The following is a 20,937-nucleotide window of genomic DNA, read 5'->3' as shown; positions in this document are numbered from 1 at the left end:
GGTCGTACCGAATGTGAGCGAGAGGATCGAGATGCCGGAACACACCCAGCCCGCGGGCTACACCACCGTCGCGCCGTGGGTCGTCACCGATGACACCGGGGCTTTCCTCGATTACGTCACCCAGGTGTTCGGTGGCGTGGAACTCGGCCGGGTACCGACCGAGGACGGGAAGCTCGGGCACGGCGAGATACGAATCGGCGACACTGTCGTCCTCGCCTTCGACCGGCATGAGGATTGGCCCGTGCTGCCGAGCCTGTTGCGCGTATTCGTGCCCGACGCGGACGAGGCGATCGGTAAGGCCACGGCGGCCGGCGGGCGGATCGTCACCCCACCCGCGAACGATGCGTTCGGGCAGCGCGGCGGCCGGATCGCGGATCCCTTCGGCAATATCTGGTGGGTGATCGCTCCGGTCGAGGAGGTCGCCGAGGACGAGATGTGGCGGCGGTTGCAGGAACCGGTGTTTGCCGAGGTCATGCGGGTGGCTCAGGAGACCCTCGATGCGGAACTCAGCGGCCGGGGGTACGGGCGCAGCAGCGCGCCGATCTCCCCCGCGGTCGGCTGATCGAGGCGGGTCGCGCCGCCCGGCGCGGCCGATCGCTCCCGCGGTGGCCGGTGGGTACGGGTCGCGCGACCCCCGTGCAGTCGATCTTTCCGGCGTGTCTCGGGCCGCGGTCTCGCGTCGATGGCTCGCGGCGGCGAGGATCGGGGTATGAGCGAATCGCCGGACGGTCCCGCCTTCACCTACTCCGAGATCGGCGCGACTCGTGGTGAGCTGCCGCCGGGATATCAGCACCTGCGGGTGCGTCGCCCGCTGGCTTCCGGCGAGACGGAATTCCGGCGGCTCGGCTCGGCGCTGATGCGCTATCGGATACAGCGCGGGCTGAGAATTCTCCGCGAAGCCGGTACACCGGTGGCCGAGCCGGGCACGGCGGTTACCGTCCGGCTCGGGATCGGCCGGTTCGGCCTGACCGCGCCGTGCCGGGTGGTGTACGTACTGGACGAGCCGGACCGGATCGGGTTCGCCTACGGCACCCTGCCGGGACACCCGGTGAGCGGGGAGGAACTGTTCACCGTCGAATACGACCGGGCTACCGATGTCGTGTACGGCGTGGTCACCGCGTTCTCCCGTCCCGCGACCCGGCAGCTGCGCGGGGGCGGGCCGCTGACCCGGCCGGCGCAGCGGGCGGCCGCGGTGCTCTACCTCTCGGTGCTGCGCCGGACACCACGGGAGCGGTGAATCCGGCTCTGTGCTGCGGCTACCCGACGGACGGCCACGTTCCCGGGGGCGTCGAGGCACGCGAGTCGGCCGGTATCAGCGATGATTCCGCCCGGCGGCCACGGTATCGCCCGGCGATCCGGCGGTGGTGATCAGGCCGAAGTGTGGACGGTGCGCCGCACCTGCACATCGCCGGGTGAGAATGCGCGTCCGGCCAGATTGAAACTCCAGGACACGGTGGGTGTGATCCGCATATACGGGGCGGTCCCGAACCGGCCGGCACGCTCCACGAGTTCGGCGGTCCCGTAGACACGGAGGTATCGCGGGGTCCAGGGATCCGTGGACACGAGGTCGTCGATCACCACGGCGACTTTCGTGTGGCCGCGTTCGACATTGCGGTACTTCCTGGTCCGCGCCGGATCGTGACCGCCGATATAGATATGGGTGCCGTCGAACTCGTAGCCCACCGGCGCCACGTCGGGCTGCCCGTCCGGGCCCACGGTGGCCACCCGCGCGAGCGGCTGGGAGCGCAGATAGGCGGCCTCTTCCTCGGTGAACGACATCGGGAACCTCCTCGTGACGAGTCCGGAGATCCCGTGCTGATCGATCCCGCACGGCGATCGTCGAGGCCATGATTATTTCCCGGGTGGCCGCCACGGCCCGGCCGCAACGCCCCGGGCGCCGTGGAAAAGTTCCGTGCGGATCAGGACAGACCGAACCGGACGCCGGTGAGTTCCTCGGAGACCTCCCAGAGCCGCCGCGCTGCGTGCACATCGCTGGCCTGCGCCGACCGGCCGACGAGCGTCGGGTACCCGTGCATCTCCCCGCGACCGTCGGGCCCGACGTAACTCGCGCCCGGTAGGTCCTGCGTCGCGGCGAAGAGCGTGGGCAGGGCTGCCTTCTCCGGGGTTTGCGCGAGATAGCGACCGGCCAGGTGCACGACGGCGACCAGGAATTTGTTGCGGTTCGCGGTACCGAGTTCGGTGGCCGCATACCCGGGATGCGACGCCATGGCGCGCACCGCGGACCCGGCCTGCCGGAGCCGGCGTTCGAGTTCGAGGGTGAACAGCAGGTTCGCGAGCTTGGAACGGCCGTAGGCCTTCACGGGACCATAGCCGCTCTTGGCGTAGTCGAGATCGTCGAAATCGATGGACCCCACCTTGTGCGCACCCGAGGCCAGGTTGACGACGCGGTCGGTGATGTGGGGCAGGAGCCGATTGGTGAGCGCGAAATGACCGAGATGGTTGGTGCCGAACTGCATTTCGAATCCGTCCGCGGTCCGGCCCTCGGGCACCATCGCGACCCCGGCATTGTTCACCAGGATCGCGATCTCACCCGCCCATTCGTCGGCGAACTCGCGAATCGATTCCTGATCGGCGAGATCGAGCCGCCGCACCTCGTTGCTGCCGCCGATCCGGCGCGCGGCGTCGTTGCCGCGGCCGATATCGCGGACGGCGAGCACCACATGCGCGCCGGCCCGGGACAGCAGGGTGGCGGTGCCGAATCCGACGCCGCTGTTGGCGCCGGTGACGACCACGGTGCGGCCGTCGAAGGCGGGCAGGTCGGCCGCGGTCCAGTGCGAAGAACTCATGTCCAGACGGTAACGCCGGAAACGTCATCGGGCGCGCACTAGCCGGAAATGAGGCGGGTACTGCGATTACGCCGAGAACGCGAAACCACCCGCCGGCGAGGAAATCAGCGGAAGCGCCGAACAGCGCGCAGCTCGCCGAGTAGCGTGAGGTCCGTGTTCCCGGGGCCGGTCGCCCGTGGCCGAGACCCGGCTCCGGCTTTCCGCTCGACTCCGGTCGAGCGTTCTCGACCAGGTGGTACCGGTAGTTCCGTTCCATCCGTTGTCGCAGAAAGGGTCGTTGATGCTCCGTTCACGCAGGACTTTTCCGACGGTGGCCGCGCTGCTGGGCGCACTGTCGCCGGCGCTCGTGGTCACCGCTCCCGCCGCGCCCGCGGCGGTAACCGATTTCGAGCCGGCGCCGGGGACCGGCGGAGGGAGCGCCACGGCGCCCTACGGAACCCATTGCACCTACACCGCGACCGCTACCGCGGAGCCGGGCGAATACGTCAGTTTCTACGACAGCCAGAAGGGTTCGTTCGATCCGCCCGGCGCGATTCTCGTCGGTGAGTCCGGCACGGTCACCGCGGAATGGACCCCGGAGGTCCCCGGCACACACAACCTGCACGCCGTGAACATCGGTAGCGAACAGTCGCTCGAAGTGGAGGTCGGCTCCGGCCTGAACCTCGGCTCGGCCTGCCCGGTGTTGTGACCGGCGGTGTGGGCGCCGTGTCCGGCGGGCACGGGATCTTCTCGAAATCCGGCAGGAGAGGTGAACACAGACCTGTCGCGTGAAGCGCGGCAGCCGGCGGAAGGGGTTTCGCATGGGGGATACACGTCGCGCACGTCGTTCGGGCGGTGTGGGCGCCGCGATCGAGCGGGCCGTCGCACAGCTCGACGAGGGATTTCTGCGCAATGAACTGATGGTCGCCGCTCTCGTACTGTCCTCGATCATCGCCGTGATGGGCCTGAGTTCGGACGGACTCGGCTGGAAACTCGGGTACTGCGCCGCCGGGCTCCTCGGCGTGACGGCGTCGTTCGTGGTCATGCGCAGGGACCGGCCCCGGCAGTGGCTGGTCCTGTCGGCGATTTCCGCTCTCGCCGTGCTGCTGCTGATCGTGTACGGGCGGATGTCCGGAAGTCTCTGACCGGCGGCGGTATTCGTGCGGTCAGCCGGTCGGGGCGCCGAACGCGGTGTCGCCGACCTCGCGCAGTCGCTGCCGTACGGCGTCGTCGCACAGGGACCCGTCGACGCCGGCCCGGTAGGCGGAGGCAGGGCTGATACCGAGTCGTTCGGCCAGTTCGTATTCCTGGCCGAGGGTGGTGCCGAACAGAGCCGGGTCGTCGGTACCGATACTGCAGCGGACACCGGCCTCGCGCAGCCGGGGGAGTGGATGTTCCGCGATATCCGCCACGACACGGGTGGCGACGTTGGAGGTCGGGGTCACCCGGAGTACCGTTCCTCGATCCACGAGTTCGGCCATGAGGTCGGGGTCGCCGGCCGCGGCGATCCCGTGCTGTAGCCCGTCCGGGTTCCAGCGCAGGACATCCCGGATCGCGCGTACGCCCCCGGCTTCCCCCGCGTGCGGCACGATTCCCAGCCCGCCGTCGCGGGCGATGGCCACCGCCCGGTCGAACTCCGAGACGTCGCCGCGCGCCAATTCATTGCCGCCGGCGTCCAAGCCGACAATGCCCCGGTCGCGGTAGCGCACGGCCCATTGCGCGCATTCTTCGGCCAGTTCGCGGTCGACCCCCCAGATCAGGCTGGGCATGGCGCGCACGGTGACACCGTAGTGTCCGGCCGCCGCGGTGATGCCGTCCGTGACCCCGTCGAACATCGCCGGATACGGGATGCCGTCCCATTTATTGCGATTGATGGGTGAGAAGGTGGTTTCGATGTACTGCACGCCGTGCGCTTTCGCCTCCAGAGCGTAATCGAGGACGGCCCGCCGGAAATCGTCTCCGGTGCGCATCGTGCCGGTGGTGGCGCGCCACATCTCCAGGAAGTGGTCGAAGTCGCGGTACCGATACAGCGCGGACAGCGCCTCGACATTGTCCGCGGGCAATGTCACACCATTGCGCCGCGCCATATCCAGCAATTTTTCCGGCCGGATCGTGCCCTCGAGATGGACATGCAGCTCGATCTTGGGATACGGGTCGGCGGATCCGCTACGCGGCAGCGGTGCGCCGCCGTCGGAACCGCCGCCGGAGTCCTCTCCGGTCCGACGGCTCGAACGCGCCGACGGCGGGCGTGTGGACTCGCCGGTGCCGGGGGCATGACGAAAACCTCTGTCGGAGTCGGAGAGTTTCGCGGCCGCGTTCTCGAATCGCCGGGCGAAGGGCCTGATGCCGTGGGCGGTGTCAGGGCCTTCCATTCTCATGAAGCAATTGCTCAGATTCCGGGCGGCTCGGAGAAGGGTTTGCGCGATCTCTTCCGACCGGATCAGCACAACGCCACCCTCTGCACTTCCGCCACGGCCTGCCGGCCTCGGTTCGGCACTCTAACCGAACCGCCGGTCTCGGGCCCGTCAGTTGTCCACGGTGCGTGGTCGTATCAGATGTGCGGTGAGGAAGGCGATCTGGTCTGCGGCGATCTGCTCCACCACCGGCGGGTGGTAGACGGTGAAATGGTCGGCGTCGTAGGTCTTCAGTACGGCCTGCGGTGCGCGGGCGGCCACCCGGGCCGCGATCGCCGGGTCGATGAGATTCTCGCGTTCGCACGCGCAGACCATCAGCGGGCACCGCACCCGTGGCGCGGCCGACGCCGCGTTGTAGAACAGCATGCCGAGGCCGGAGGCTGCCGTGATCCGATTGTCGAAGTCGTATCCCGGCGGCGTCACGGACTGCCACCCCGCGAGCGCCCCCGGCTGCGTGACGAAGGCACGCTCCCCGGGTTCGCCCACCAGGGGAACGTAGCACCGGGGCAGACCGAGCGCGGCGCGGATCAGGTCCGAGACGATCGGGAGCGTGAACCGCAGCAGGTGGCCCACACCGGCGCGGGCGACGACGGCACGCCCGCTGAAAACCGGGCATTGCACGACTGCCGCGCGCAGGTCGCGATGGCGGGCGGCGGCGGCCAGGACATGGCTGGCGCCGAAGGAGGTGCCCCACAGCGCGATGCGGTCGGCGTCCAGTTCGGGACGGGAGCGGGCGAAGGCCAATGCCGCGTCGACATCTTCGGCGTAGCGGCGCTGGGAGACCAGTTGCCGCGGCTCGCCACCGGATTCGCCCAGGTGACGGAAGTCGAACGCCACCACGGCCAGCCCCGCCTGCGCGAACCATCGTTCGTATTGCCCGAGCATCATCTCGTGGGTGGCGCCGCCGCCGTGGACGAGGACGACGGCGGGGTGCGGGCCGGGGCCGTCGGGCAGTGTCAGCCAGGCCGCGCAGCGGTCGCGCCCGGACGGGAAGGTAGTGCGTATCGTCATGAGCCCTCGATTTAGGTACGTTGTACGTGAACCAGGCGAGTTAATCACGTACTACGTACTTGAACAAGGGAGGGTTATGCCCGCGCCCCGGAAATTCACTCGGGAACAACTGCGGTCGGCCGCGCTGGCGCTGGTCGACGAGCAGGGGCTCCCCGGCCTGACCATGCGCAATCTCGCCGCCGAACTCGGTACCGGCGCGATGACGATCTACAACTATGTCGACGGCCGCGAAGGGCTCGAGGAACTGGTGACCGAGGCCGTCATGGGCGAAACGCGCTGGACCGAGACGCCCGGTGACTGGTCGGCCCAGGTGGTCTCGGTCGCGGAGGGGATGTGGCGGGCCGTCCGCGCGCATCCGCACGCCATCCCGCTGATCCTGACCCGGCGCAGCTCCGATGTCCCCACGCTCGCGCCCGCCGAGGCCCTGCTCCGGGCGCTGGCCCGCTCCGGCAGATCGGGAGCCGAACTGCTGGTCGCCTTCCGGGTGGTCTCCGGCTACGTCACCGGATTCGCGCAGGCCGAACTCGCGAGCCCGCTCGCGGCCCGTGCGGGCGAGGATCGGGCGGCGGTGGCCGGGCGGGTCGCGGCGCTGCCGGCCGATCGGTTCCCGAAGCTGATCGAAATCGCGGAAGCCGCCGCCGACGGCGATCCGGAAACCGATTTCGGCAGCGGGCTGGCGATCGTGCTGGCCGGTCTGCGGGCCTGATGGCCGGTGGTCCGGGTTACGGTGTCGCCTGTAGCCGCCAGCGCTGGTATGGGCCGCCGCGTGGAGTCATCTTCAGTGCCCCGGTGTCGGGCAGGTAGGTGAGCACGGATTTCGGATACCCCTGCTCGAAGAGATAACCGTCCTCGATCTGCCATTTCACCGCGAGAGTCGACGTGCTGTCGACCAGCCGCGCGTCGGTTCCGCCGCGGAAGGGGGTGCTGCCGTAGGCGAGGGCGAAATATCCGCGCGAATCCTCGGCGACGACGTTGACGAGCTGATTGTGCGCGCCGGAATAGGTGTTCGCGCCACTGGAATCGAAGATCCAGCCCTGCCGCACCGACCCGTCGCAGCCGCGCATCTCGAGGCCGGGGGCGGTGGTGACGCTCGCCCGGTCGCTGCGCCGGGTGTACTCCCGCTGCTGCCAGGTGCCGTCGTATTCGTAGTACCGGCCGGGCTCGCTGGTCAGGCACAGGCGGGCTTCTTCGTTGCGGAGGGCGAACCTGCCGCCGGGAAAACCGTTGGCGATCACCGGTACCGGGCTACGTTTCCGTGGCTCACCGCCGGTCAACTCGATATCGGGCGTGGCCGCGGAGTGGGTTACGACGAGCAGCCCGGCGATCAGGGCGACGAGTGACAGCGGGCCGCCGCGTACTCTTCTCGTGTTCATGCGCGAAAGCTATCAACGCTTCATCGGTGTGCATCGATGGCGCGCGGAACCTTTTCAGGGGGTCTGGATGGCGGTGAAGGTCATGCGGTCGCCGCGGTAGAGGGAACGGCGGTGTTCGATGGGAACCCGGCCGGGGTCGTAGGAGACGCGTTTGAGCAGGAACATCGGGGTACGGGTGTCCACGGTGAGCAGGGCCGCCTCGCGCGCGTCCGGCAGGGTGGTCTCGATACTGTCGACCGCCTCGGCGAATACGATTCCGCGGCTCGCGATCTCGGCGTACAGCGACTGCGTGTAGTCGAAGGTTTCGGGTAGCCCGGGATAGCGGTAGGCGGGCAGGCGGGTGGTTTCCAGGCCGAGCCGGACGCCGTCGGTGGTGAGTACGCGTTCGAGCTGGATCACCGGATCGCCGGGTTCGATGGCGAGCATTGCCGCCAGTTCGGGTTCGGCGGTCTGCCGGGTCCAGCCGACGAGTATGCGGGTGGCGCTGCGGCCTTCGGACCGCGCGGCCTCGGTGTAGGAGCCGAGCGCCAGCGGCAGGACCAGTTTCGGGCCCGCGACCAGGGTGGTTTTGCCCTGCCGTTCGATCCGGCCGGCGACGAGTAGTTCGCGCAGCGCCTGCCGCACGGTTTCCCGGGCCACGTCGAAGCGCACCGCGAGATCGCGTTCGGAGGGCACGGTGGCGCCCACGGCCAGCCCGTCGAGGAGCTCCTCGATACTCGCGCGCACGATCTGATGTTTGAGAACCCGGGGTTCGACCGTCGACGACACAGCCCAACCCTACCGCCCTGCTGGTCTATACCAGCTGTTAACCAAGGGTTCGCCCGCTTGCCCTTTCTCCTGGTCTATACCAGGGGGCATGCTCGATCCTGTGCAAGACATCAGCGATATCACCCTGGTTGTAATGGATATGGCCGGCACCACGGTGGCCGACGACGGTGCGGTGATCCGTGCCTTCGACGATGCCGCCACGGCGGTCGGAGTACCCGGCAGCGGCCCCGAACGCGACGCCGCGCGCCGGTACGTCCTCGACACCATGGGCCAGTCCAAGATCGCGGTCTTCCGCACCCTGTTCGGTTCCGAAGACCGCGCCGCCCAGGCCAATACCGCCTTCGAGGCCGCCTACGCACGCCATGTCGACGACGGCGGTATCGCGCCGATCCCCGGTGCCGAGAAGGCCATCACCCGACTCCGGGAAGCCGGTATCAAAGTCGCCCTGACCACCGGGTTCAGTCCGGCCATCCAGCAGCGCATCCTCGCCGCCCTCGGCTGGACCGAGCTCGCCGACCTTGCCCTCGCCCCCGCCGACGCCGGACGCGGCCGCCCCTACCCCGACCTGGTGCTCACCGCGTTGCTGCGCGCCGAAGCCGACGATGTCCGCCACGTCGCGGTGGTCGGCGACACCGCCAGCGATATCGCGACCGGTCTCCGGGCCGGCGCCTCGATCGTGGCCGGCACCCTCACCGGCGCACACGACGCGCACACCCTGCGCGAAGCCGGCGCCACCCACGTACTCGACTCTGTCGCCGATCTGCCCGCTCTGCTCCTGCCCGCCTGATTCCGTACCACTCTCTCCCCGAGGACGTTCCATGTTCTTCCGTCGTCGTCACGCCGTGGTCGCCGCGCTCGCCGGCCTGGCCCTCGCCCTCTCCGCCTGTTCCGGCTCCGGCGATTCCGGCGCCGTCAACGAACAGGGCTTTCCCGAGAAGCTGACTCTCGCCGCGATCCCCGCGGAGAACTCCACCGACCTGAAAGCCAGCTACGACCCGTTGATCGCGTTGCTGGAAAAGGAAACCGGTTCCGAGGTCGACTTCGTACAGGCCTCCGACTACGCGGGCGTGGTCGAGGGCATGATCGCCGGCAATGTCGACCTGGCGTTCTTCGGCCCCTTCGCCTACGTGGTCGCCGGAGTGAACGGCGCCCAACTCACCCCGCTGGGGGCCGGTGTGCAGGAGAAGGGGGGCAAGCCGGGCTACCAGTCCTACGGGCTCGCGAAGGCCGATAACGCGGCCGTGTCCACGCTGGCGGATTTCCGGGGCCGGAAGGTGTGCTTCGTCGACCCCGGTTCGACGTCCGGATTCCTGTATCCCACCGCCGGGCTGATCGAATCGAAGGTGATCGCCTCGGGTTCGGAGGCCGACCTGTCCACCGGCGTGCAGCCGATCTACGCGGGCGGGCACGACGCGTCGGCGCTGGCGATCGCCGCCGGTGACTGCGACGCCGGGTTCGCCTTCGACACGATGGTCGACAAGACCCTCGTGGAGAAGGGCGACCTGAAACCCGGTCAGTTGAAGACGGTGTGGAAGTCGGAGACCATCGCCGGATCGCTCTTCGCCGCGAACAACGAGCTGGGCGCCGAGATCGTGGACAAGCTGAAGACGATCTTCATCGAGAAGGCCAATGCCGAATACATGACGGAACAGGGCTTCTGCACCGGCGAGTGCCGCATCACCGATGAACGTATCTGGGGTGTCGCACCGGCCACCGACGCGGACTACGACGGCGTACGTCATGTCTGTGAGGTCACCGGCTCCGAGAAGTGCAAGGGCTGACCCCGCGATGCCTCCCGCGCCCCACCGGCCGACTGTGGCCGGAGACGACACCGTCATCTCGGCGCAGTCGGTCACCAAGAAATTCGGTGACACCGTGGCGCTCGACGATGTCTCGTTCGAGGTGCACCGCAGTGAAATGGTGGTTCTGCTCGGGCTTTCCGGCTCAGGAAAATCGACCCTGCTGCGCTGCCTCAACGGACTGCATCCGGTCACCTCGGGGCACATCGAGGTCGGCGGCACCCGCGTCGACCTCGCGTCCGGGGCCCGGTTGCGGGACCTGCGCCGCGACGTCGGATTCGTCTTCCAGCAGTTCAACCTGGTCGGCCGGCTCAGCTGCCTGGAGAACGTGCTCATCGGCGGGCTCGGCCGGGTCCGCCTACCGCGCTACGGCGCGCTCACCTATCCCAAGCGGATGCGCGCCGAAGCGCTCGCGCATCTGGACCGGGTCGGGCTGGCCGACCTGGCCGAACGCCGGGCCGACACCCTGTCCGGCGGCCAGCAGCAGCGGGTCGCGATCGCGCGGACGCTGATGCAGCGGCCCACCGTGCTGCTCGCCGACGAACCGGTCGCCTCGCTGGACCCGGAGAACGCCGCGGTGGTGATGGACCTGCTGTTCCGGGTCTGCATCGAGGAGAAACTGACCGTGCTGTGCACCCTGCACCAGGTCGATCTGGCGATGGGCTGGGCGCATCGGCTGGTCGGTTTGCGCGGCGGGACCAAGGTGCTCGACCGCCCGGCCGTCGGGCTCTCCCGCGACGAGGTCATGGAGATCTACCGGCGGGTGGAGCCGGCCACCGCGGGTTCCCACGCGACCGGGTCACGATGAGCACGCTGCTGCGTACCGAGCGCGCCGGAGCGAAACCTCCTGCCCCGGAAGCGATCCGCCGCGTGATGTTGCGGACGCCGGCCGCGGCGGCGGTCCTGGTCACCCTGGCCGGGGCCTGGTACATCGATTTCGCCCCCGCCACCCTGCTCGACGGCCTGGACGAGATCGCCGCGCTGCTGGACCGGATGCTGCCGCCACGGCTCGACGACCCCGGCCGGATATCGGTCCTGGCCGTCGAGACGCTGCTGATGGCGGTCCTCGGCACGGTCCTGGCCGCGGCGGTCTCGGTGCCGCTGGCCTTCCTGGCCGCCCGCAACACCACACCGCACCCGGCCGTCCACGGCGCGGCCCGCGCGGTGATCACCTTCTGCCGGGCCATGCCCGACCTGCTGTTCGCCGCGTTGTTCGTGCGGGCACTGGGGATCGGTGTCCTGCCCGGGGTGCTCGCGCTGGCCCTGCACTCGATCGGGATGCTGGGCAAACTCTTCGCCGACGCCATCGAGCACACCGATCCCGGTCCACGTGAAGCGGTCCGGGCGACGGGCGCGGGCTACTTCCGCGAAATGCTCAACGCCGTGGTGCCACAGGTGATGCCCGCCTGGATCGGCGCGTTCGTGTACCGCATCGATATCAACCTGCGGATGTCGGTAGTGCTCGGTTTCGTCGGTGCCGGTGGGATCGGGTTCGCCCTGCAGGACGCCCTGCGCGGATTGATCTACCCGCGTGCGCTGGGGATCGTCGGGGTGATCCTGGTGATCATCGCCGCCATGGAAGTGCTCACCATCGTCATTCGCCGCACGCTGCTCATCCCTTCGCGCTCCGGGCCGCGCCGGGACCGCCGGACCCGTTTCGCCTTCGGTGCGCTGGCCACCGGAACCTGCCTGGCCTCGCTGGTGGTCCTGGAGATCGATCCATGGGCGCTGTTCACCTGGCCGTGGCAGTCGCTGGGAGTGTTCGGCCGGATGATCCCGCCGGATTTCGGTGCCCTCGGTACCGAACTGTTCGACGCCGCACTGCAAACCGTCGCGATCGGCGTGGTGGCGACCGCGATCGGGGTGGTGCTCTCCGTCCCGCTCGGCGTGGTGGCGGCGGTCAACGTGACTCCGCATCCGGTGATCTACTGGTTCGCCCGCGCCTGGATCCTGGTGGTGCGGGCGGTACCGGAACTGATCGTCGCCGTGGTGTTCGTCGCCGCGCTCGGCCTGGGACCCATCGCCGGGACCTGCGCGCTGGCCATCGGATCCATCGGGTTCCTGGGCAAACTCGTCGCCGACGCGGTCGAGGAGATCGACCCGGGGCCGCTGGAAGCGGTGCGCGCGGTCGGTGGGGGTTGGTGGAAGACACTGTTCGCCGCGGTGATCCCGCAGGCGGTGCCCGCGCTGATCGGCGCGGGGCTCTATCTGCTCGATGTGAACATCCGCACCTCCACCGTGCTCGGCATCGTCGGCGCGGGCGGAATCGGTTATCTGCTCTTCGAATCCATCCGCACCCTGAACTTCGATATCGCGGGCGCGATCGTGATCGTCGTCTTCGTCATCGTCTACACCATCGAAAGGCTGTCCGGATGGATACGGTCACTCGTCGTCTGACCCGCGCGGCGATCTGGTCGGAAGCGGGTGTGCGACTGCGCGATGTGGAGTTGCCCGAACCCGTCCGTGGGGAACTGCTGGTACGCGTGGATCTGGCCACGGTCTGCGGCAGCGATCTGCATACGGTCTCCGGCCGGCGCGCCGCCCCGTCGCCGTCCATCCTCGGACACGAAGCGGTCGGGCGGGTGGTGGCGGCCGGGCCGGACGCCGGCCGGGAGATCGGCGAACGCGTGGTCTGGTCGGTGACCGCCGCCTGTGGGCGCTGCGCCCGCTGCCGGCGCGGTTTCACCGCCAAATGTGCGCGGGTGCGCAAGGTCGGGCACGAGGCGTTCACCGGCGACTGGCCGCTGTCCGGCGGGTACGCCGAACACATCCTGCTGCCCGCGGGAGTCGGCACGGTGGCGGTACCCGACGAGGTCCCCGACGCCGTCGCCGCGCCCGCCGGTTGCGCGACCGCCACCGTCATGGCGGCCCTGGAAGCCGCCGGTGAACTGTCCGGGCGGCGGGTGCTGGTCTGTGGCGCCGGAATGCTCGGCATCACCGCCGTCGCCGCCTGTGCCGATCGGGGCGCGCAGGTCCGGATCACCGACCCCCACCGGGAGCGGCGCGATCTGGCCCGGCGCTTCGGTGCCGCAGCCGATAACGGCGGCCCCGTCGATATCGCGTTCGACTTCTCCGGCTCGACGGCCGCCGTGGCCGCGGCCCTCGGCCGGCTCGACCTCGGCGGGACGCTGGTGCTCGCCGGTTCGGTTACTCCCGGCCCCACCGTGGCCGTGGATCCCGAAGCCGTGGTGCGCGGCTGGCTGACGGTCACGGGTGTGCACAACTACGAACCACGCCACCTGGCCCACGCGGTGCAATTCCTCACCCGCACCCACCACACCCTGCCGTGGCGCGACCTGGTCGCCGAACCGGTCGGGCTGGCCGCGATCACCACCGTCCTCGGACCCACCCCGCGCAATATCCTGCGCGCTTCGGTCGCACCCTGATATCTCGCGTCGCGGCCGAAAGTGGTGCGCCGGTTTCGGGCCGGGAGCGGTCGCCGCGCACAGTTGCCGCGGCAGGTCAGGTGGCGACGTCGCTTCGTGACTCGGCGTGGCGGCGCTGGGCGTCGAGGACTTCGGGCATCCGCGTCTCGAGGAAACCGATGAGTTCGAGGAGCCGCGGCGCGGTATCGGCGCCCAGATCGGTGAGGCTGTACTCCACGTGGGGCGGGATGGCGCGGCGGACCTCGCGGTGTACGAAACCGTCGCGTTCCAGCTGCTGAAGAGTCTGGGCGAGCATCTTCTCGCTCACCCCGTCGATGCGTCGGCGCAGGTCACCGAACCGGAGCGGACCGTCCGCCAGCCCGGCGAGCACCAGGGTTCCCCAGCGTCCGGTGAGGTGTTCGAGCACCGGGCGCGAGGGGCAGGCCCGGGCGAAGACATCGAAGGGCAACGCCGCGGTCGTGCTGTCCGGAGAGGGTTCCGCTACGTCCATACCGTCATGGTAACCACCGGAGAGCACTTACCAATAGTTTGCGCTAACTATTTCACCGTGTACTTTGGTGGTCGGATCCGCGCACTCGAAGCCCGACCGAGAAGGAGCTCCTCATGTTCGTCGTCACCGGTGCCACCGGACAGTTCGGCCGCCTCGCGGTGGACGCCCTGCTGCGGCGGGGCGTACCGGCCGCGCAACTGGCGGTGGCTGTCCGCGATACGACCAGGGCCGCCGACCTGGCCGCCCGGGGTGTCACAGTGCGCATCGCCGACTACGACCGGCCCGAAACACTCGTCCCCGCGTTCACCGATGCCGACAAGCTGCTGTTCGTATCCGCCAACGGTCCCGACGACCTCCGGCTCGTCCAGCACGCCGCCGTGGTCGACGCCGCGGCCCGGGCCGGTGTCGGGCTCGTGGCCTACACCTCGATCGTCGCCGCCGATACCAACCCACTGTCCCTGGCCCGGGTGCACCGCGACACCGAGGCCCGGCTCAGCGCTTCGGGACTGCCCACCGTGCTGTTGCGCAACGGCTGGTACACCGAGAACTACACCGCCGGCCTCGCCGACTCGGTCCGGCGCGGCACCCTCGGAGGCGCCGCGGGCCGGGGCGCGATCGCCTCGGCCACCCGCGCCGACCTGGCCGAGGCCGCCGCCGTCGTCCTGACCTCCCCCGACGACCAGGCGGGCAAGATCTACGAGCTGACCGGTGACACGGCCTGGACGCTGGACGACCTCGCCGCCGAAGCATCCGCGGTATCCGGGAAGAACGTCACCTACACCGATCTCCCCGCCGCGCAGTACGCCGAAATACTCGCCGGTGCGGGCCTGCCCGGGTTCCTGGTCGAACTCCTCGTCGACGCCGATACGCGGATCGCCGAAGGCGCGCTCGCTACCATCGCACCCGATCTGACCGAGTTGCTCGGCCGGCCCGCCACCTCCCTGCACAGCGCCGTCGCCGCCGCGCTCTGACAACTCCGCCCACCAGCGGTCCACACCGAAGGAACCGATATGGCCGTACGCAGGCTGAACCACGCCGTCCTCTATATCCGCGACCTGGACCGCGCAGTCGACTTCTACACCGCCACCCTGCAGTTCGTCGTCGCCCACCGGGTCCCGGGCCGGGCCGCCTTTCTCCGGGCCCCGGACACCGAGAACGACCACGATCTGGGACTGTTCGCGCTGGGTGACCGCGCCCCGGCGCCCCATCCCGGCAGTGTGGGCCTCTACCACCTGGCCTGGGAGGTCGGCACGCTCGGTGAACTCGCCGAAGTCGGGCGCCGGCTGCGGGCCCGGGACGCGCTGGTCGGTGCCTCCGACCATCTGATGTCCAAATCCTTCTACGCGAAAGACCCGGACGGAAACGAGTTCGAGGTGATGTGGCGGGTGCCCCGCGCCGACTGGCCCGATACCGAGGACCTGCGGCCCCACCCGCTGGATCTCGACGCGGCCGTCGAACGCTGGGGCGCGGACCTGGCAACCGGCGCGGCGGCGGGTTCACCGACCTGATCCGCCGCGGGGCGCCGCCGACCGCTTTCGCCGCGGTGGGAGGCTACCGACCTGCTGCGCCGCGGTGGGTACGGCCCTGGATCCGAGACGCCCCCGGGGCCTGATCGCCGGCGGGCCGGGGCGGCACTGCCGCCGGGCGAGGCCCCATAACCACCCGGTGGCAGTGGTCGCGCCGGCTCGGTCACACCCGGCGGCAGCTTCCTCCGCTACTCCGCGGGGCCGTAGTCCTGAAGACTGCTCTGCTGGTCGATGACGGGAGCTTGCTGATCGATGGCCGGTCCCTGCTGGTCGGTGCCGTCCGGTGCCTGCTGGTCGGTGTCGCCCGGTGCCTGCTGGTCGGTGTCGCCCGGTGCCTGCTGGTCCGTGTCGCCCGGTGCCTGCTGGTCGGTGTCACCGGGAGCTTGTTGATCGGTGTCACCAGGGTTCTGCTGGTCGGTGTCACCGGGCGCCGGCTCGTCTTCAGGGTCGTCCTGGACGGGCAGGCCGAGACCCGGAAACAGGTCTTCGATACCGGGAAGGCCCGGAATGCCCAGGAGGCCGGGCCGGCTGTCCTGCTGGTCGACGGTTCCCTCGGTGGGTTGCGCGGTGGCCGCCGGGGCGGCGGCGAGGGCGACCGCGGCGGGGACGGCCAGTGCGGCGAGCGCGGCAGCGGTGGTGGTGCGGATCGACATGTGTAACCCCTTCTCTCTCGGTGATCGGGTGGGAAGTGGTACGCGTGCGGATCGAGCACTCCGGACCATACGGGGAGCCGGGCGCGGTCCGGGGCAGGCCGGTCGGGTCGGCGAGTACGTCCGGAATCGCGCCGCCGGTCCATCGATTTCGCCGGGTCAGGAATAGCTTTCCGGGTTTTCTACGTCTTCGATGCTGCTTCAGCGACGCTGCACGCGTTGCCCGGGCGCGGCTACCGGACCTTCCTCACGAAGATAGGTTTCCAGCGCGTCGAGATCGGTAGGACCGACGGTCGTATCGGTGCCGCGAGTGAAGACCGTGAAACCGTCCCCGCCGGAGGCGAGGAAATTATTGGTGCTCACCCGGTAGGTGGCGAGCTCGTTCAGCGGTTGCCCGCCGATCCGCACCGAAGCGCCGGCCACCTTCGCACCCGGGGCCGCGGACTCGTCGTACGCATAGGAGATACCGGCGACCGAGAGGACCGCCGGTTTGCTCTCGTTGTCCCACTGCTGTTCCAGTAGTTCGAGGAGCTGACGGCCGCTGAGTGTCAGCGTGACGACCTGGTTTCCGAACGGCTGGGTTTCGTAGATGGCGCCGTAGGTGATCGGGCCGGGATCGATATCGGCACGGACCCCGCCGGGGTTCATGAAGGCCGCCACCGCCTGCGCCGACTCACCGGTGACTTCGAGCATTGCGTCGGCGATCACCGCTCCCAGCGGTGATTCACCCGTGGCGCCGGTGCGCGGCAGCGGCGTGGTGGCGGTACCGACCACCCGCCCGGCGCGCGGTGCCGCCTGTCCGGAGAAGAAGTCGATCAGGCCGGTGACCGACGGATCGGGTTCGACATCCCGGGTGACCACCCGGTTCACCGCCGCCGCGGTGACCTTCCCGTCGGCGAAGCGCAGCGTCACATCGGTGATCAGCCGACCGTAGGAGGCGCCCTGGGTCACCACCTTGCCGTCGAATTCGCACACATAGGACTGGTGGCTGTGCGCGGTGAACAGCACCTGGACCGCCGGGTCGGTGCGGGCGGCGAGATCGGGCACTTGCGGGTCGATATCGGCGCAACCGTTGTAATCCGTGGTTTTCGCCGGTGTCCCCTGGGCGCCGCCGTCGTGCACCAGCGCCACCACGGTTTCCGCGCCCGCCTGTGTCATGGCGGGTACATATTTGTTGATCGCCTCGGCCTGATCACCGAACGTGTAACCGCGGATACCTTCGGGAAAAACGAGGTTCACCGTGTCGGGCGTGACGGTCCCCACCACCCCGATCTTGTGCCCGCCGACCTCCAGCATGGTCCAGGGCCGCACCTCCGGGGGCGGCTCACCGCGCGAGTTCGTGAGGTTCGCGGCCAGGAAATCGAATCGGGCCCCCGCGAACGGTGCACCGGGCGAGCATCCGTCCACCGCGCAGCCGCCTTTGCGCAGCCGCGCCAGTTCCATTACCCCGTGGTCGAGTTCGTGATTGCCCACCGCGGATGCCGCCACTCCCGCCTCGTTCAGGAACGTGACGGTCGGCTCGTCGTGGAACAACGATGACACCAGTGGACTGGCGCCGATATTGTCCCCGGCCGAGAGCACGGCACTGTCCGGGTAGGCCGCACGCAACCGGTCCAGGTGAGTCGCCAGATAGGCCGCCCCGCCCGCCGTGTACTCGCCGACCAGACCGTTGCTCGCCTCCGGCGGTTCGAGATGACCGTGCAGATCGTTGAACCCGAACAGATGTACCTCGCCGGGCCCGGCGGCGGGAAGGTCATCGGTGGAGACCAGCGGCACAACCCCCGGAGTCGCGAGGGCGGGCCCCTCCGACCCGGCGCACGCGGCAAGCAGGACGAGACCCAGCCCGGCGGCGCAACCGGCCGCGGCCCGACGCAGAACGCTCATACCGTCCGACTCTGGCACCCCCGCGCGGGCACCGGGCGACGACGCGATGAATTCTGCTCCCACCTGTGTTTTCGAAGAATCTTTCGCGACACCGATGAGTTGCCGTGGCCCGTACCGTCGGTAGCTACCGGGGCGGCGGTCGGTAAATCCGAGATACTCGACCGCCGCCCCGCTCGATTCGGACATGGGTTTACAAGTGCGCGGCTTCGCGCGTTGGTCCACCGGTCCTGGATCGGCGCTTCCGATTGCGGAACTGTCCTCCCCGGGGAGTCCTCCCAACATTCGCGTTCCGGTTGCACGGCCGGACCGGTTGTGGCTCGATGAGCTGGCGCTGTCGATCGATTGCGCGCGGTTTGCCGTCCGGCGCCCGCTCGCGCGGGTAGCGGGACACCAAGGAGTTCGACCATGACAATCGGATATGTCTGGAACACGGTCTACGGATGGGCCGACACCGGTTCGGGGAGCTTGTTCCCCGCCGATGCGACCACCGGACTCCAGCCGATAGGTCACCATCTCGCCCACCCCGATACCAAACGCCGGTTCCACGAACTGGTCGCCGTTTCCGGGTTGCTCGACCGGCTGCGACCGGTGCGGGCGGTCCCGGCCACCGAGGCGGATATCCTCCGCGTCCATACCGCCGAGCATCTGGCCCGGATCAAGGAGGAGAGCCTCCTGCCGAAGGGCGGCGACGCCGGGGACGGTTGTTCGCCGTTCGGGCGCGGGGGTTACGAGATCGCGGCGCTGTCCGCAGGCGGTGCGATCCAACTCGTGGATCAGGTGGTCTCCCGGACCATCGATACCGGTTACGCGCTGGTCAACCCGCCGGGACATCACGCGTACCGGGCCGGTGGGATGGGGTTCTGCATTTTCAACAATATTTCGATAGCCGCCGCCTACGCCAAGGACGTCCTCGGGCTGGAACGGGTGGCCGTGGTGGATTGGGATGTCCACCACGGCAACGGCACTCAGGAGATCTGGTACAGCGACCCGTCGGTACTCACCGTTTCGCTGCATCAACATCTGTGCTTCCCGCCGAACTCCGGCTACCTGGAGGAGCGGGGCACCGGTGCGGGGGAGGGCTTCTCGATCAATATCCCGCTGCCGCCCGCCAGTGGTGACGCCGCCCATGTGCACGCCATGGACGAGGTCGTGCTGCCGGCGCTGCGCGAGTTCCGGCCCGAGCTGATCCTGGTGGCCTCCGGTTTCGACGCGAGCATCATGGATCCGCTGGCCCGCCAGATGGTCACCAGTGCCGGATTCGCCCGGCTCACCCGGCGCGTGCTCGATGTGGCGGCCGAACTCTGCGAGGGGCGGATCGCGTTCGTCCAGGAGGGTGGATACAGCCCGCACTATGTGCCGTTCTGCGGGCTGGCGGTGCTGCGCGAACTGCTCGGCGACCCCTACGAGCCGGACCCGTACAGCCCGATCGTCTCGACGCAAGGTGGGGACGTATTGCTCGATCACGAGGCCGAGGCCATCCAGGCGGCGGCGCACGCTCCCGCGATGTGAGTGGGGCACCCGGCCTCGAGGCCGGGTGCCCCACTCACGCCTCCCGCGGTACTGCGGCCGCATCGGTTACTCGAGTCGACCTCTGGACGACCGGTCGATTTCCCAGCTCCACCGTGTCGAGACCAGTCTCACGATTCGACACGGTGGATCCGATCCGATTCAGGTTCGGTATACGTTCGGTGGAGGACGCTGCTCTTCGACGGCAGCCGCGTGGAGGGCCGACAGGCGAGCCTGCTGCAGCTCGTCCAAGCGCAACTCGTATGCGAAGTTGAGCAGATTATGGGTAGTCGGGAGGGCATCGCCGGTTATCCAGTCGGGGAAGCCGGACCGGGCACTGTCCGCAGTGAACAGGCGTGGGTCACCGCCGGCCGCAGAGACCAGCCGCCAGATCTCGTCCGCAAATGCTGCAGAGGCCAGGCGGTCGGGGTCCCAAAGCATGGTCTTGCTGGGACGGTTCTCCCAGGACGACGCAAGGTCTTCTTCGGCCCAGTATGCGCGGGCCTTGTCCAGCTTTGTCAGAGCACCACCGCGTGGCGCGGTGGTCGGCCGAATATTCGGGTCTCCTCCTTCCTGTGCGGCGTCGGCCCGAGACCTCGGCGTGTGATTCGAGGTCGCGTCGGCGAACCCTCGCTGCTCCCGGACTCCTTTCTCCCATAGGCTCAGCGCCCTACCCCTGGCCGTATCGCCGCCAAGTGCCTGCGCGAGCCGTTCGGCGATGGCTCGGCTCGGCATGGTAGTCCCGGTCAGTGTCTTGTACACCGCCTGATGTGAGTGTCCGATCAGCTTTCCGAGGGCAGGAGTCGACAGATCTCCGTTGTCGGTGACGAGACGCTGCATGAACATGAAGAACTCGTACCGGGCGCCGGGGGGAACGTCAGGGGGTTTGAGCGGTCGCTTCGCCATCTCTTCTCCATGGTGGTTGTCGGCGGGCCGGAGAGCCCCTTTCACCTGTTTTCAACTTCTCTTCACCAGAACATCTTTCGGCGCATGGCGGCTTGACCTGGTGTGAAACCGATTGCAAGACTCTAAGTATCAAGGTTGCGTCATGGTTTAACCATCAGAAACAAACTATCTGTTCATATACAGGCGAAGGTGGCTGAATCTCCGCAATCCAGTTCTCAACCCAAAGGAGTATCGAATGAGCGCATCGCCCGACGTCGAGGCAACTCGTCCTTCGCCGCGAGAGCCACGCCCTGTTCACCCCTTGCTCGCGTTGGTCGTCGCCGTGACGATTGCTGTCGGCGCCGGTGTCCTCGCGGGTTGGGCCGCCGCCGCGACCATCCTGATCGCCATCCTGGGCTTGTTCACCGCGTACCGCGGAGCGAACTTGCCGTAGGTGGA

Annotated in this window: 24 protein-coding genes; 14 read left to right on the top strand and 10 right to left on the bottom strand. The window is 68.8% G+C overall.

Annotated elements, in window-relative coordinates; translation table 11 throughout:
* Positions 1-31 precede the first annotated feature (31 nt).
* Together IG75_RS0130065 and IG75_RS0130060 are read left to right on the top strand one after the other, a co-directional pair.
* Positions 32-562: a VOC family protein gene (locus IG75_RS0130065; RefSeq protein WP_030524723.1), complete on the top strand. Its 531-nt coding sequence runs from the start codon at positions 32-34 to the stop codon at positions 560-562.
* 147 nt (positions 563-709) lie between these two features.
* Positions 710-1,237 (top strand): DUF1990 domain-containing protein, encoded by a 528-nt coding sequence (locus IG75_RS0130060; RefSeq protein WP_030524722.1) that lies wholly within the window; start codon positions 710-712, stop codon positions 1,235-1,237.
* A 131-nt stretch (positions 1,238-1,368) separates the two neighbouring features.
* Here the strand turns inward: IG75_RS0130060 and IG75_RS0130050 are convergent, their stop codons facing one another.
* The gene (locus tag IG75_RS0130050) at positions 1,369-1,779 is read right to left on the bottom strand and encodes a PPOX class F420-dependent oxidoreductase (protein ID WP_030524721.1); all 411 of its coding nucleotides are present in this window, start codon (positions 1,777-1,779) and stop codon (positions 1,369-1,371) included.
* A 140-nt stretch (positions 1,780-1,919) separates the two neighbouring features.
* Complete coding sequence (locus IG75_RS0130045) at positions 1,920-2,813, bottom strand: oxidoreductase (protein WP_210436857.1); 894 nt, start codon at positions 2,811-2,813, stop codon at positions 1,920-1,922.
* 274 nt (positions 2,814-3,087) lie between these two features.
* Between IG75_RS0130045 and IG75_RS0130040 the strand changes: the two genes are divergently transcribed.
* Together IG75_RS0130040 and IG75_RS0130035 are read left to right on the top strand one after the other, a co-directional pair.
* A complete protein-coding gene (locus tag IG75_RS0130040) occupies positions 3,088-3,495 on the top strand; it encodes a hypothetical protein (protein ID WP_156059244.1) in 408 nt (135 codons plus the stop codon).
* A 112-nt stretch (positions 3,496-3,607) separates the two neighbouring features.
* Positions 3,608-3,931: a hypothetical protein gene (locus IG75_RS0130035; RefSeq protein WP_156059242.1), complete on the top strand. Its 324-nt coding sequence runs from the start codon at positions 3,608-3,610 to the stop codon at positions 3,929-3,931.
* Positions 3,932-3,952: 21 nt separating this feature from the next.
* Here the strand turns inward: IG75_RS0130035 and add are convergent, their stop codons facing one another.
* Both add and IG75_RS0130025 read right to left on the bottom strand, forming a co-directional pair.
* Positions 3,953-5,164, bottom strand: a complete 1,212-nt coding sequence (gene add / locus IG75_RS0130030; RefSeq protein ID WP_210436856.1) for an adenosine deaminase — start codon at positions 5,162-5,164, stop codon at positions 3,953-3,955.
* A gap of 147 nt (positions 5,165-5,311) precedes the next feature.
* The gene (locus IG75_RS0130025) at positions 5,312-6,211 is read right to left on the bottom strand and encodes an alpha/beta fold hydrolase (protein ID WP_030524716.1); all 900 of its coding nucleotides are present in this window, start codon (positions 6,209-6,211) and stop codon (positions 5,312-5,314) included.
* A gap of 76 nt (positions 6,212-6,287) precedes the next feature.
* Here IG75_RS0130025 and IG75_RS0130020 point away from each other — a divergent pair, with 76 nt between their 5' ends.
* Positions 6,288-6,917, top strand: coding sequence for a TetR/AcrR family transcriptional regulator (locus tag IG75_RS0130020; RefSeq protein WP_030524715.1), 630 nt, complete (start codon positions 6,288-6,290; stop codon positions 6,915-6,917).
* 16 nt (positions 6,918-6,933) lie between these two features.
* Here IG75_RS0130020 and IG75_RS0130015 read toward each other — a convergent pair whose 3' ends face one another.
* Together IG75_RS0130015 and IG75_RS0130010 are read right to left on the bottom strand one after the other, a co-directional pair.
* Positions 6,934-7,584: a hypothetical protein gene (locus tag IG75_RS0130015; RefSeq protein ID WP_030524714.1), complete on the bottom strand. Its 651-nt coding sequence runs from the start codon at positions 7,582-7,584 to the stop codon at positions 6,934-6,936.
* Between the two features lie 54 nt (positions 7,585-7,638).
* A complete protein-coding gene (locus IG75_RS0130010) occupies positions 7,639-8,352 on the bottom strand; it encodes a GntR family transcriptional regulator (protein ID WP_030524713.1) in 714 nt (237 codons plus the stop codon).
* A gap of 88 nt (positions 8,353-8,440) precedes the next feature.
* Between IG75_RS0130010 and IG75_RS0130005 the strand changes: the two genes are divergently transcribed.
* Genes IG75_RS0130005 through IG75_RS0129985 form a run of 5 tightly spaced genes read left to right on the top strand, consistent with a single transcriptional unit; the run spans position 8,441 to position 13,537 of the window.
* Positions 8,441-9,139: a phosphonatase-like hydrolase gene (locus IG75_RS0130005; protein ID WP_373863780.1), complete on the top strand. Its 699-nt coding sequence runs from the start codon at positions 8,441-8,443 to the stop codon at positions 9,137-9,139.
* Between the two features lie 31 nt (positions 9,140-9,170).
* Entirely contained in the window at positions 9,171-10,133 is a 963-nt protein-coding gene (locus IG75_RS0130000; RefSeq protein ID WP_030524711.1) for a phosphate/phosphite/phosphonate ABC transporter substrate-binding protein, read from the top strand.
* 7 nt (positions 10,134-10,140) lie between these two features.
* Positions 10,141-10,959 carry a phosphonate ABC transporter ATP-binding protein gene (gene phnC, locus IG75_RS0129995; protein WP_030524710.1) on the top strand — a complete coding sequence of 273 codons (819 nt, stop codon included), beginning with the start codon at positions 10,141-10,143 and terminating at the stop codon, positions 10,957-10,959.
* Positions 10,956-12,548: a phosphonate ABC transporter, permease protein PhnE gene (gene phnE / locus IG75_RS0129990; RefSeq protein ID WP_030524709.1), complete on the top strand. Its 1,593-nt coding sequence runs from the start codon at positions 10,956-10,958 to the stop codon at positions 12,546-12,548. The genes phnC and phnE overlap by 4 nt, the downstream gene beginning before the upstream one ends.
* Entirely contained in the window at positions 12,524-13,537 is a 1,014-nt protein-coding gene (locus tag IG75_RS0129985) for a zinc-binding dehydrogenase (RefSeq protein ID WP_030524708.1), read from the top strand. The genes phnE and IG75_RS0129985 overlap by 25 nt, the downstream gene beginning before the upstream one ends.
* Before the next feature lie 76 nt (positions 13,538-13,613).
* Here the strand turns inward: IG75_RS0129985 and IG75_RS0129980 are convergent, their stop codons facing one another.
* Positions 13,614-14,027: a winged helix-turn-helix transcriptional regulator gene (locus IG75_RS0129980; RefSeq protein ID WP_051715109.1), complete on the bottom strand. Its 414-nt coding sequence runs from the start codon at positions 14,025-14,027 to the stop codon at positions 13,614-13,616.
* 113 nt (positions 14,028-14,140) lie between these two features.
* On the opposite strand from IG75_RS0129980, the gene IG75_RS0129975 reads away from it, so the two are divergent.
* Both IG75_RS0129975 and IG75_RS0129970 read left to right on the top strand, forming a co-directional pair.
* Positions 14,141-14,998, top strand: a complete 858-nt coding sequence (locus tag IG75_RS0129975; RefSeq protein ID WP_030524706.1) for an NAD(P)H-binding protein — start codon at positions 14,141-14,143, stop codon at positions 14,996-14,998.
* A 39-nt stretch (positions 14,999-15,037) separates the two neighbouring features.
* Positions 15,038-15,535, top strand: coding sequence for a VOC family protein (locus IG75_RS0129970; RefSeq protein ID WP_030524705.1), 498 nt, complete (start codon positions 15,038-15,040; stop codon positions 15,533-15,535).
* A 206-nt stretch (positions 15,536-15,741) separates the two neighbouring features.
* On the opposite strand, the gene IG75_RS39380 is transcribed toward IG75_RS0129970, so the two are convergent.
* Positions 15,742-16,206 carry a hypothetical protein gene (locus IG75_RS39380; RefSeq protein WP_156059240.1) on the bottom strand — a complete coding sequence of 155 codons (465 nt, stop codon included), beginning with the start codon at positions 16,204-16,206 and terminating at the stop codon, positions 15,742-15,744.
* A gap of 198 nt (positions 16,207-16,404) precedes the next feature.
* A complete protein-coding gene (locus IG75_RS0129960) occupies positions 16,405-18,087 on the bottom strand; it encodes a bifunctional metallophosphatase/5'-nucleotidase (protein WP_030524703.1) in 1,683 nt (560 codons plus the stop codon).
* 405 nt (positions 18,088-18,492) lie between these two features.
* Between IG75_RS0129960 and IG75_RS0129955 the strand changes: the two genes are divergently transcribed.
* The gene (locus IG75_RS0129955) at positions 18,493-19,596 is read left to right on the top strand and encodes a class II histone deacetylase (RefSeq protein ID WP_030524702.1); all 1,104 of its coding nucleotides are present in this window, start codon (positions 18,493-18,495) and stop codon (positions 19,594-19,596) included.
* A gap of 159 nt (positions 19,597-19,755) precedes the next feature.
* On the opposite strand, the gene IG75_RS36720 is transcribed toward IG75_RS0129955, so the two are convergent.
* Positions 19,756-20,499, bottom strand: a complete 744-nt coding sequence (locus IG75_RS36720) for a hypothetical protein (protein ID WP_036515562.1) — start codon at positions 20,497-20,499, stop codon at positions 19,756-19,758.
* Positions 20,500-20,734: 235 nt separating this feature from the next.
* Here IG75_RS36720 and IG75_RS39375 point away from each other — a divergent pair, with 235 nt between their 5' ends.
* Positions 20,735-20,932: a hypothetical protein gene (locus tag IG75_RS39375; protein WP_156059238.1), complete on the top strand. Its 198-nt coding sequence runs from the start codon at positions 20,735-20,737 to the stop codon at positions 20,930-20,932.
* Positions 20,933-20,937 lie beyond the last annotated feature (5 nt).

This window comes from Nocardia rhamnosiphila NBRC 108938, from assembly GCF_000720425.1.
In the GTDB taxonomy this organism is placed as follows: Bacteria; Actinomycetota; Actinomycetes; order Mycobacteriales; family Mycobacteriaceae; genus Nocardia; species Nocardia rhamnosiphila.
The sequence above is the reverse complement of the archived record's forward strand: the minus strand, read 5'-3'. Positions and strand labels throughout refer to the sequence as shown.

Excerpts from the sequence above, each read along its gene's own strand:
- IG75_RS0130000 (WP_030524711.1), top strand. The coding sequence starts at position 9,171 with ATGTTCTTCCGTCGTCGTCACGCCGTGGTCGCCGCGCTCGCCGGCCTG.
- IG75_RS0130015 (WP_030524714.1), bottom strand. The coding sequence starts at position 7,584 with ATGAACACGAGAAGAGTACGCGGCGGCCCGCTGTCACTCGTCGCCCTG.
- IG75_RS0130035 (WP_156059242.1), top strand. The coding sequence starts at position 3,608 with ATGGGGGATACACGTCGCGCACGTCGTTCGGGCGGTGTGGGCGCCGCG.
- IG75_RS0130040 (WP_156059244.1), top strand. The coding sequence starts at position 3,088 with ATGCTCCGTTCACGCAGGACTTTTCCGACGGTGGCCGCGCTGCTGGGC.
- phnC (WP_030524710.1), top strand. The coding sequence starts at position 10,141 with ATGCCTCCCGCGCCCCACCGGCCGACTGTGGCCGGAGACGACACCGTC.
- IG75_RS0129975 (WP_030524706.1), top strand. The coding sequence starts at position 14,141 with ATGTTCGTCGTCACCGGTGCCACCGGACAGTTCGGCCGCCTCGCGGTG.
- IG75_RS39380 (WP_156059240.1), bottom strand. The coding sequence starts at position 16,206 with ATGTCGATCCGCACCACCACCGCTGCCGCGCTCGCCGCACTGGCCGTC.
- IG75_RS0130060 (WP_030524722.1), top strand. The coding sequence starts at position 710 with ATGAGCGAATCGCCGGACGGTCCCGCCTTCACCTACTCCGAGATCGGC.
- phnE (WP_030524709.1), top strand. The coding sequence starts at position 10,956 with ATGAGCACGCTGCTGCGTACCGAGCGCGCCGGAGCGAAACCTCCTGCC.
- IG75_RS0130050 (WP_030524721.1), bottom strand. The coding sequence starts at position 1,779 with ATGTCGTTCACCGAGGAAGAGGCCGCCTATCTGCGCTCCCAGCCGCTC.
- IG75_RS36720 (WP_036515562.1), bottom strand. The coding sequence starts at position 20,499 with ATGGCGAAGCGACCGCTCAAACCCCCTGACGTTCCCCCCGGCGCCCGG.
- IG75_RS0129960 (WP_030524703.1), bottom strand. The coding sequence starts at position 18,087 with ATGAGCGTTCTGCGTCGGGCCGCGGCCGGTTGCGCCGCCGGGCTGGGT.
- IG75_RS0129970 (WP_030524705.1), top strand. The coding sequence starts at position 15,038 with ATGGCCGTACGCAGGCTGAACCACGCCGTCCTCTATATCCGCGACCTG.
- IG75_RS0130005 (WP_373863780.1), top strand. The coding sequence starts at position 8,441 with ATGCTCGATCCTGTGCAAGACATCAGCGATATCACCCTGGTTGTAATG.
- IG75_RS0129980 (WP_051715109.1), bottom strand. The coding sequence starts at position 14,027 with ATGGACGTAGCGGAACCCTCTCCGGACAGCACGACCGCGGCGTTGCCC.
- add (WP_210436856.1), bottom strand. The coding sequence starts at position 5,164 with ATGAGAATGGAAGGCCCTGACACCGCCCACGGCATCAGGCCCTTCGCC.
- IG75_RS39375 (WP_156059238.1), top strand. The coding sequence starts at position 20,735 with ATGAGCGCATCGCCCGACGTCGAGGCAACTCGTCCTTCGCCGCGAGAG.
- IG75_RS0130020 (WP_030524715.1), top strand. The coding sequence starts at position 6,288 with ATGCCCGCGCCCCGGAAATTCACTCGGGAACAACTGCGGTCGGCCGCG.
- IG75_RS0130065 (WP_030524723.1), top strand. The coding sequence starts at position 32 with ATGCCGGAACACACCCAGCCCGCGGGCTACACCACCGTCGCGCCGTGG.
- IG75_RS0129955 (WP_030524702.1), top strand. The coding sequence starts at position 18,493 with ATGACAATCGGATATGTCTGGAACACGGTCTACGGATGGGCCGACACC.
- IG75_RS0129985 (WP_030524708.1), top strand. The coding sequence starts at position 12,524 with ATGGATACGGTCACTCGTCGTCTGACCCGCGCGGCGATCTGGTCGGAA.
- IG75_RS0130025 (WP_030524716.1), bottom strand. The coding sequence starts at position 6,211 with ATGACGATACGCACTACCTTCCCGTCCGGGCGCGACCGCTGCGCGGCC.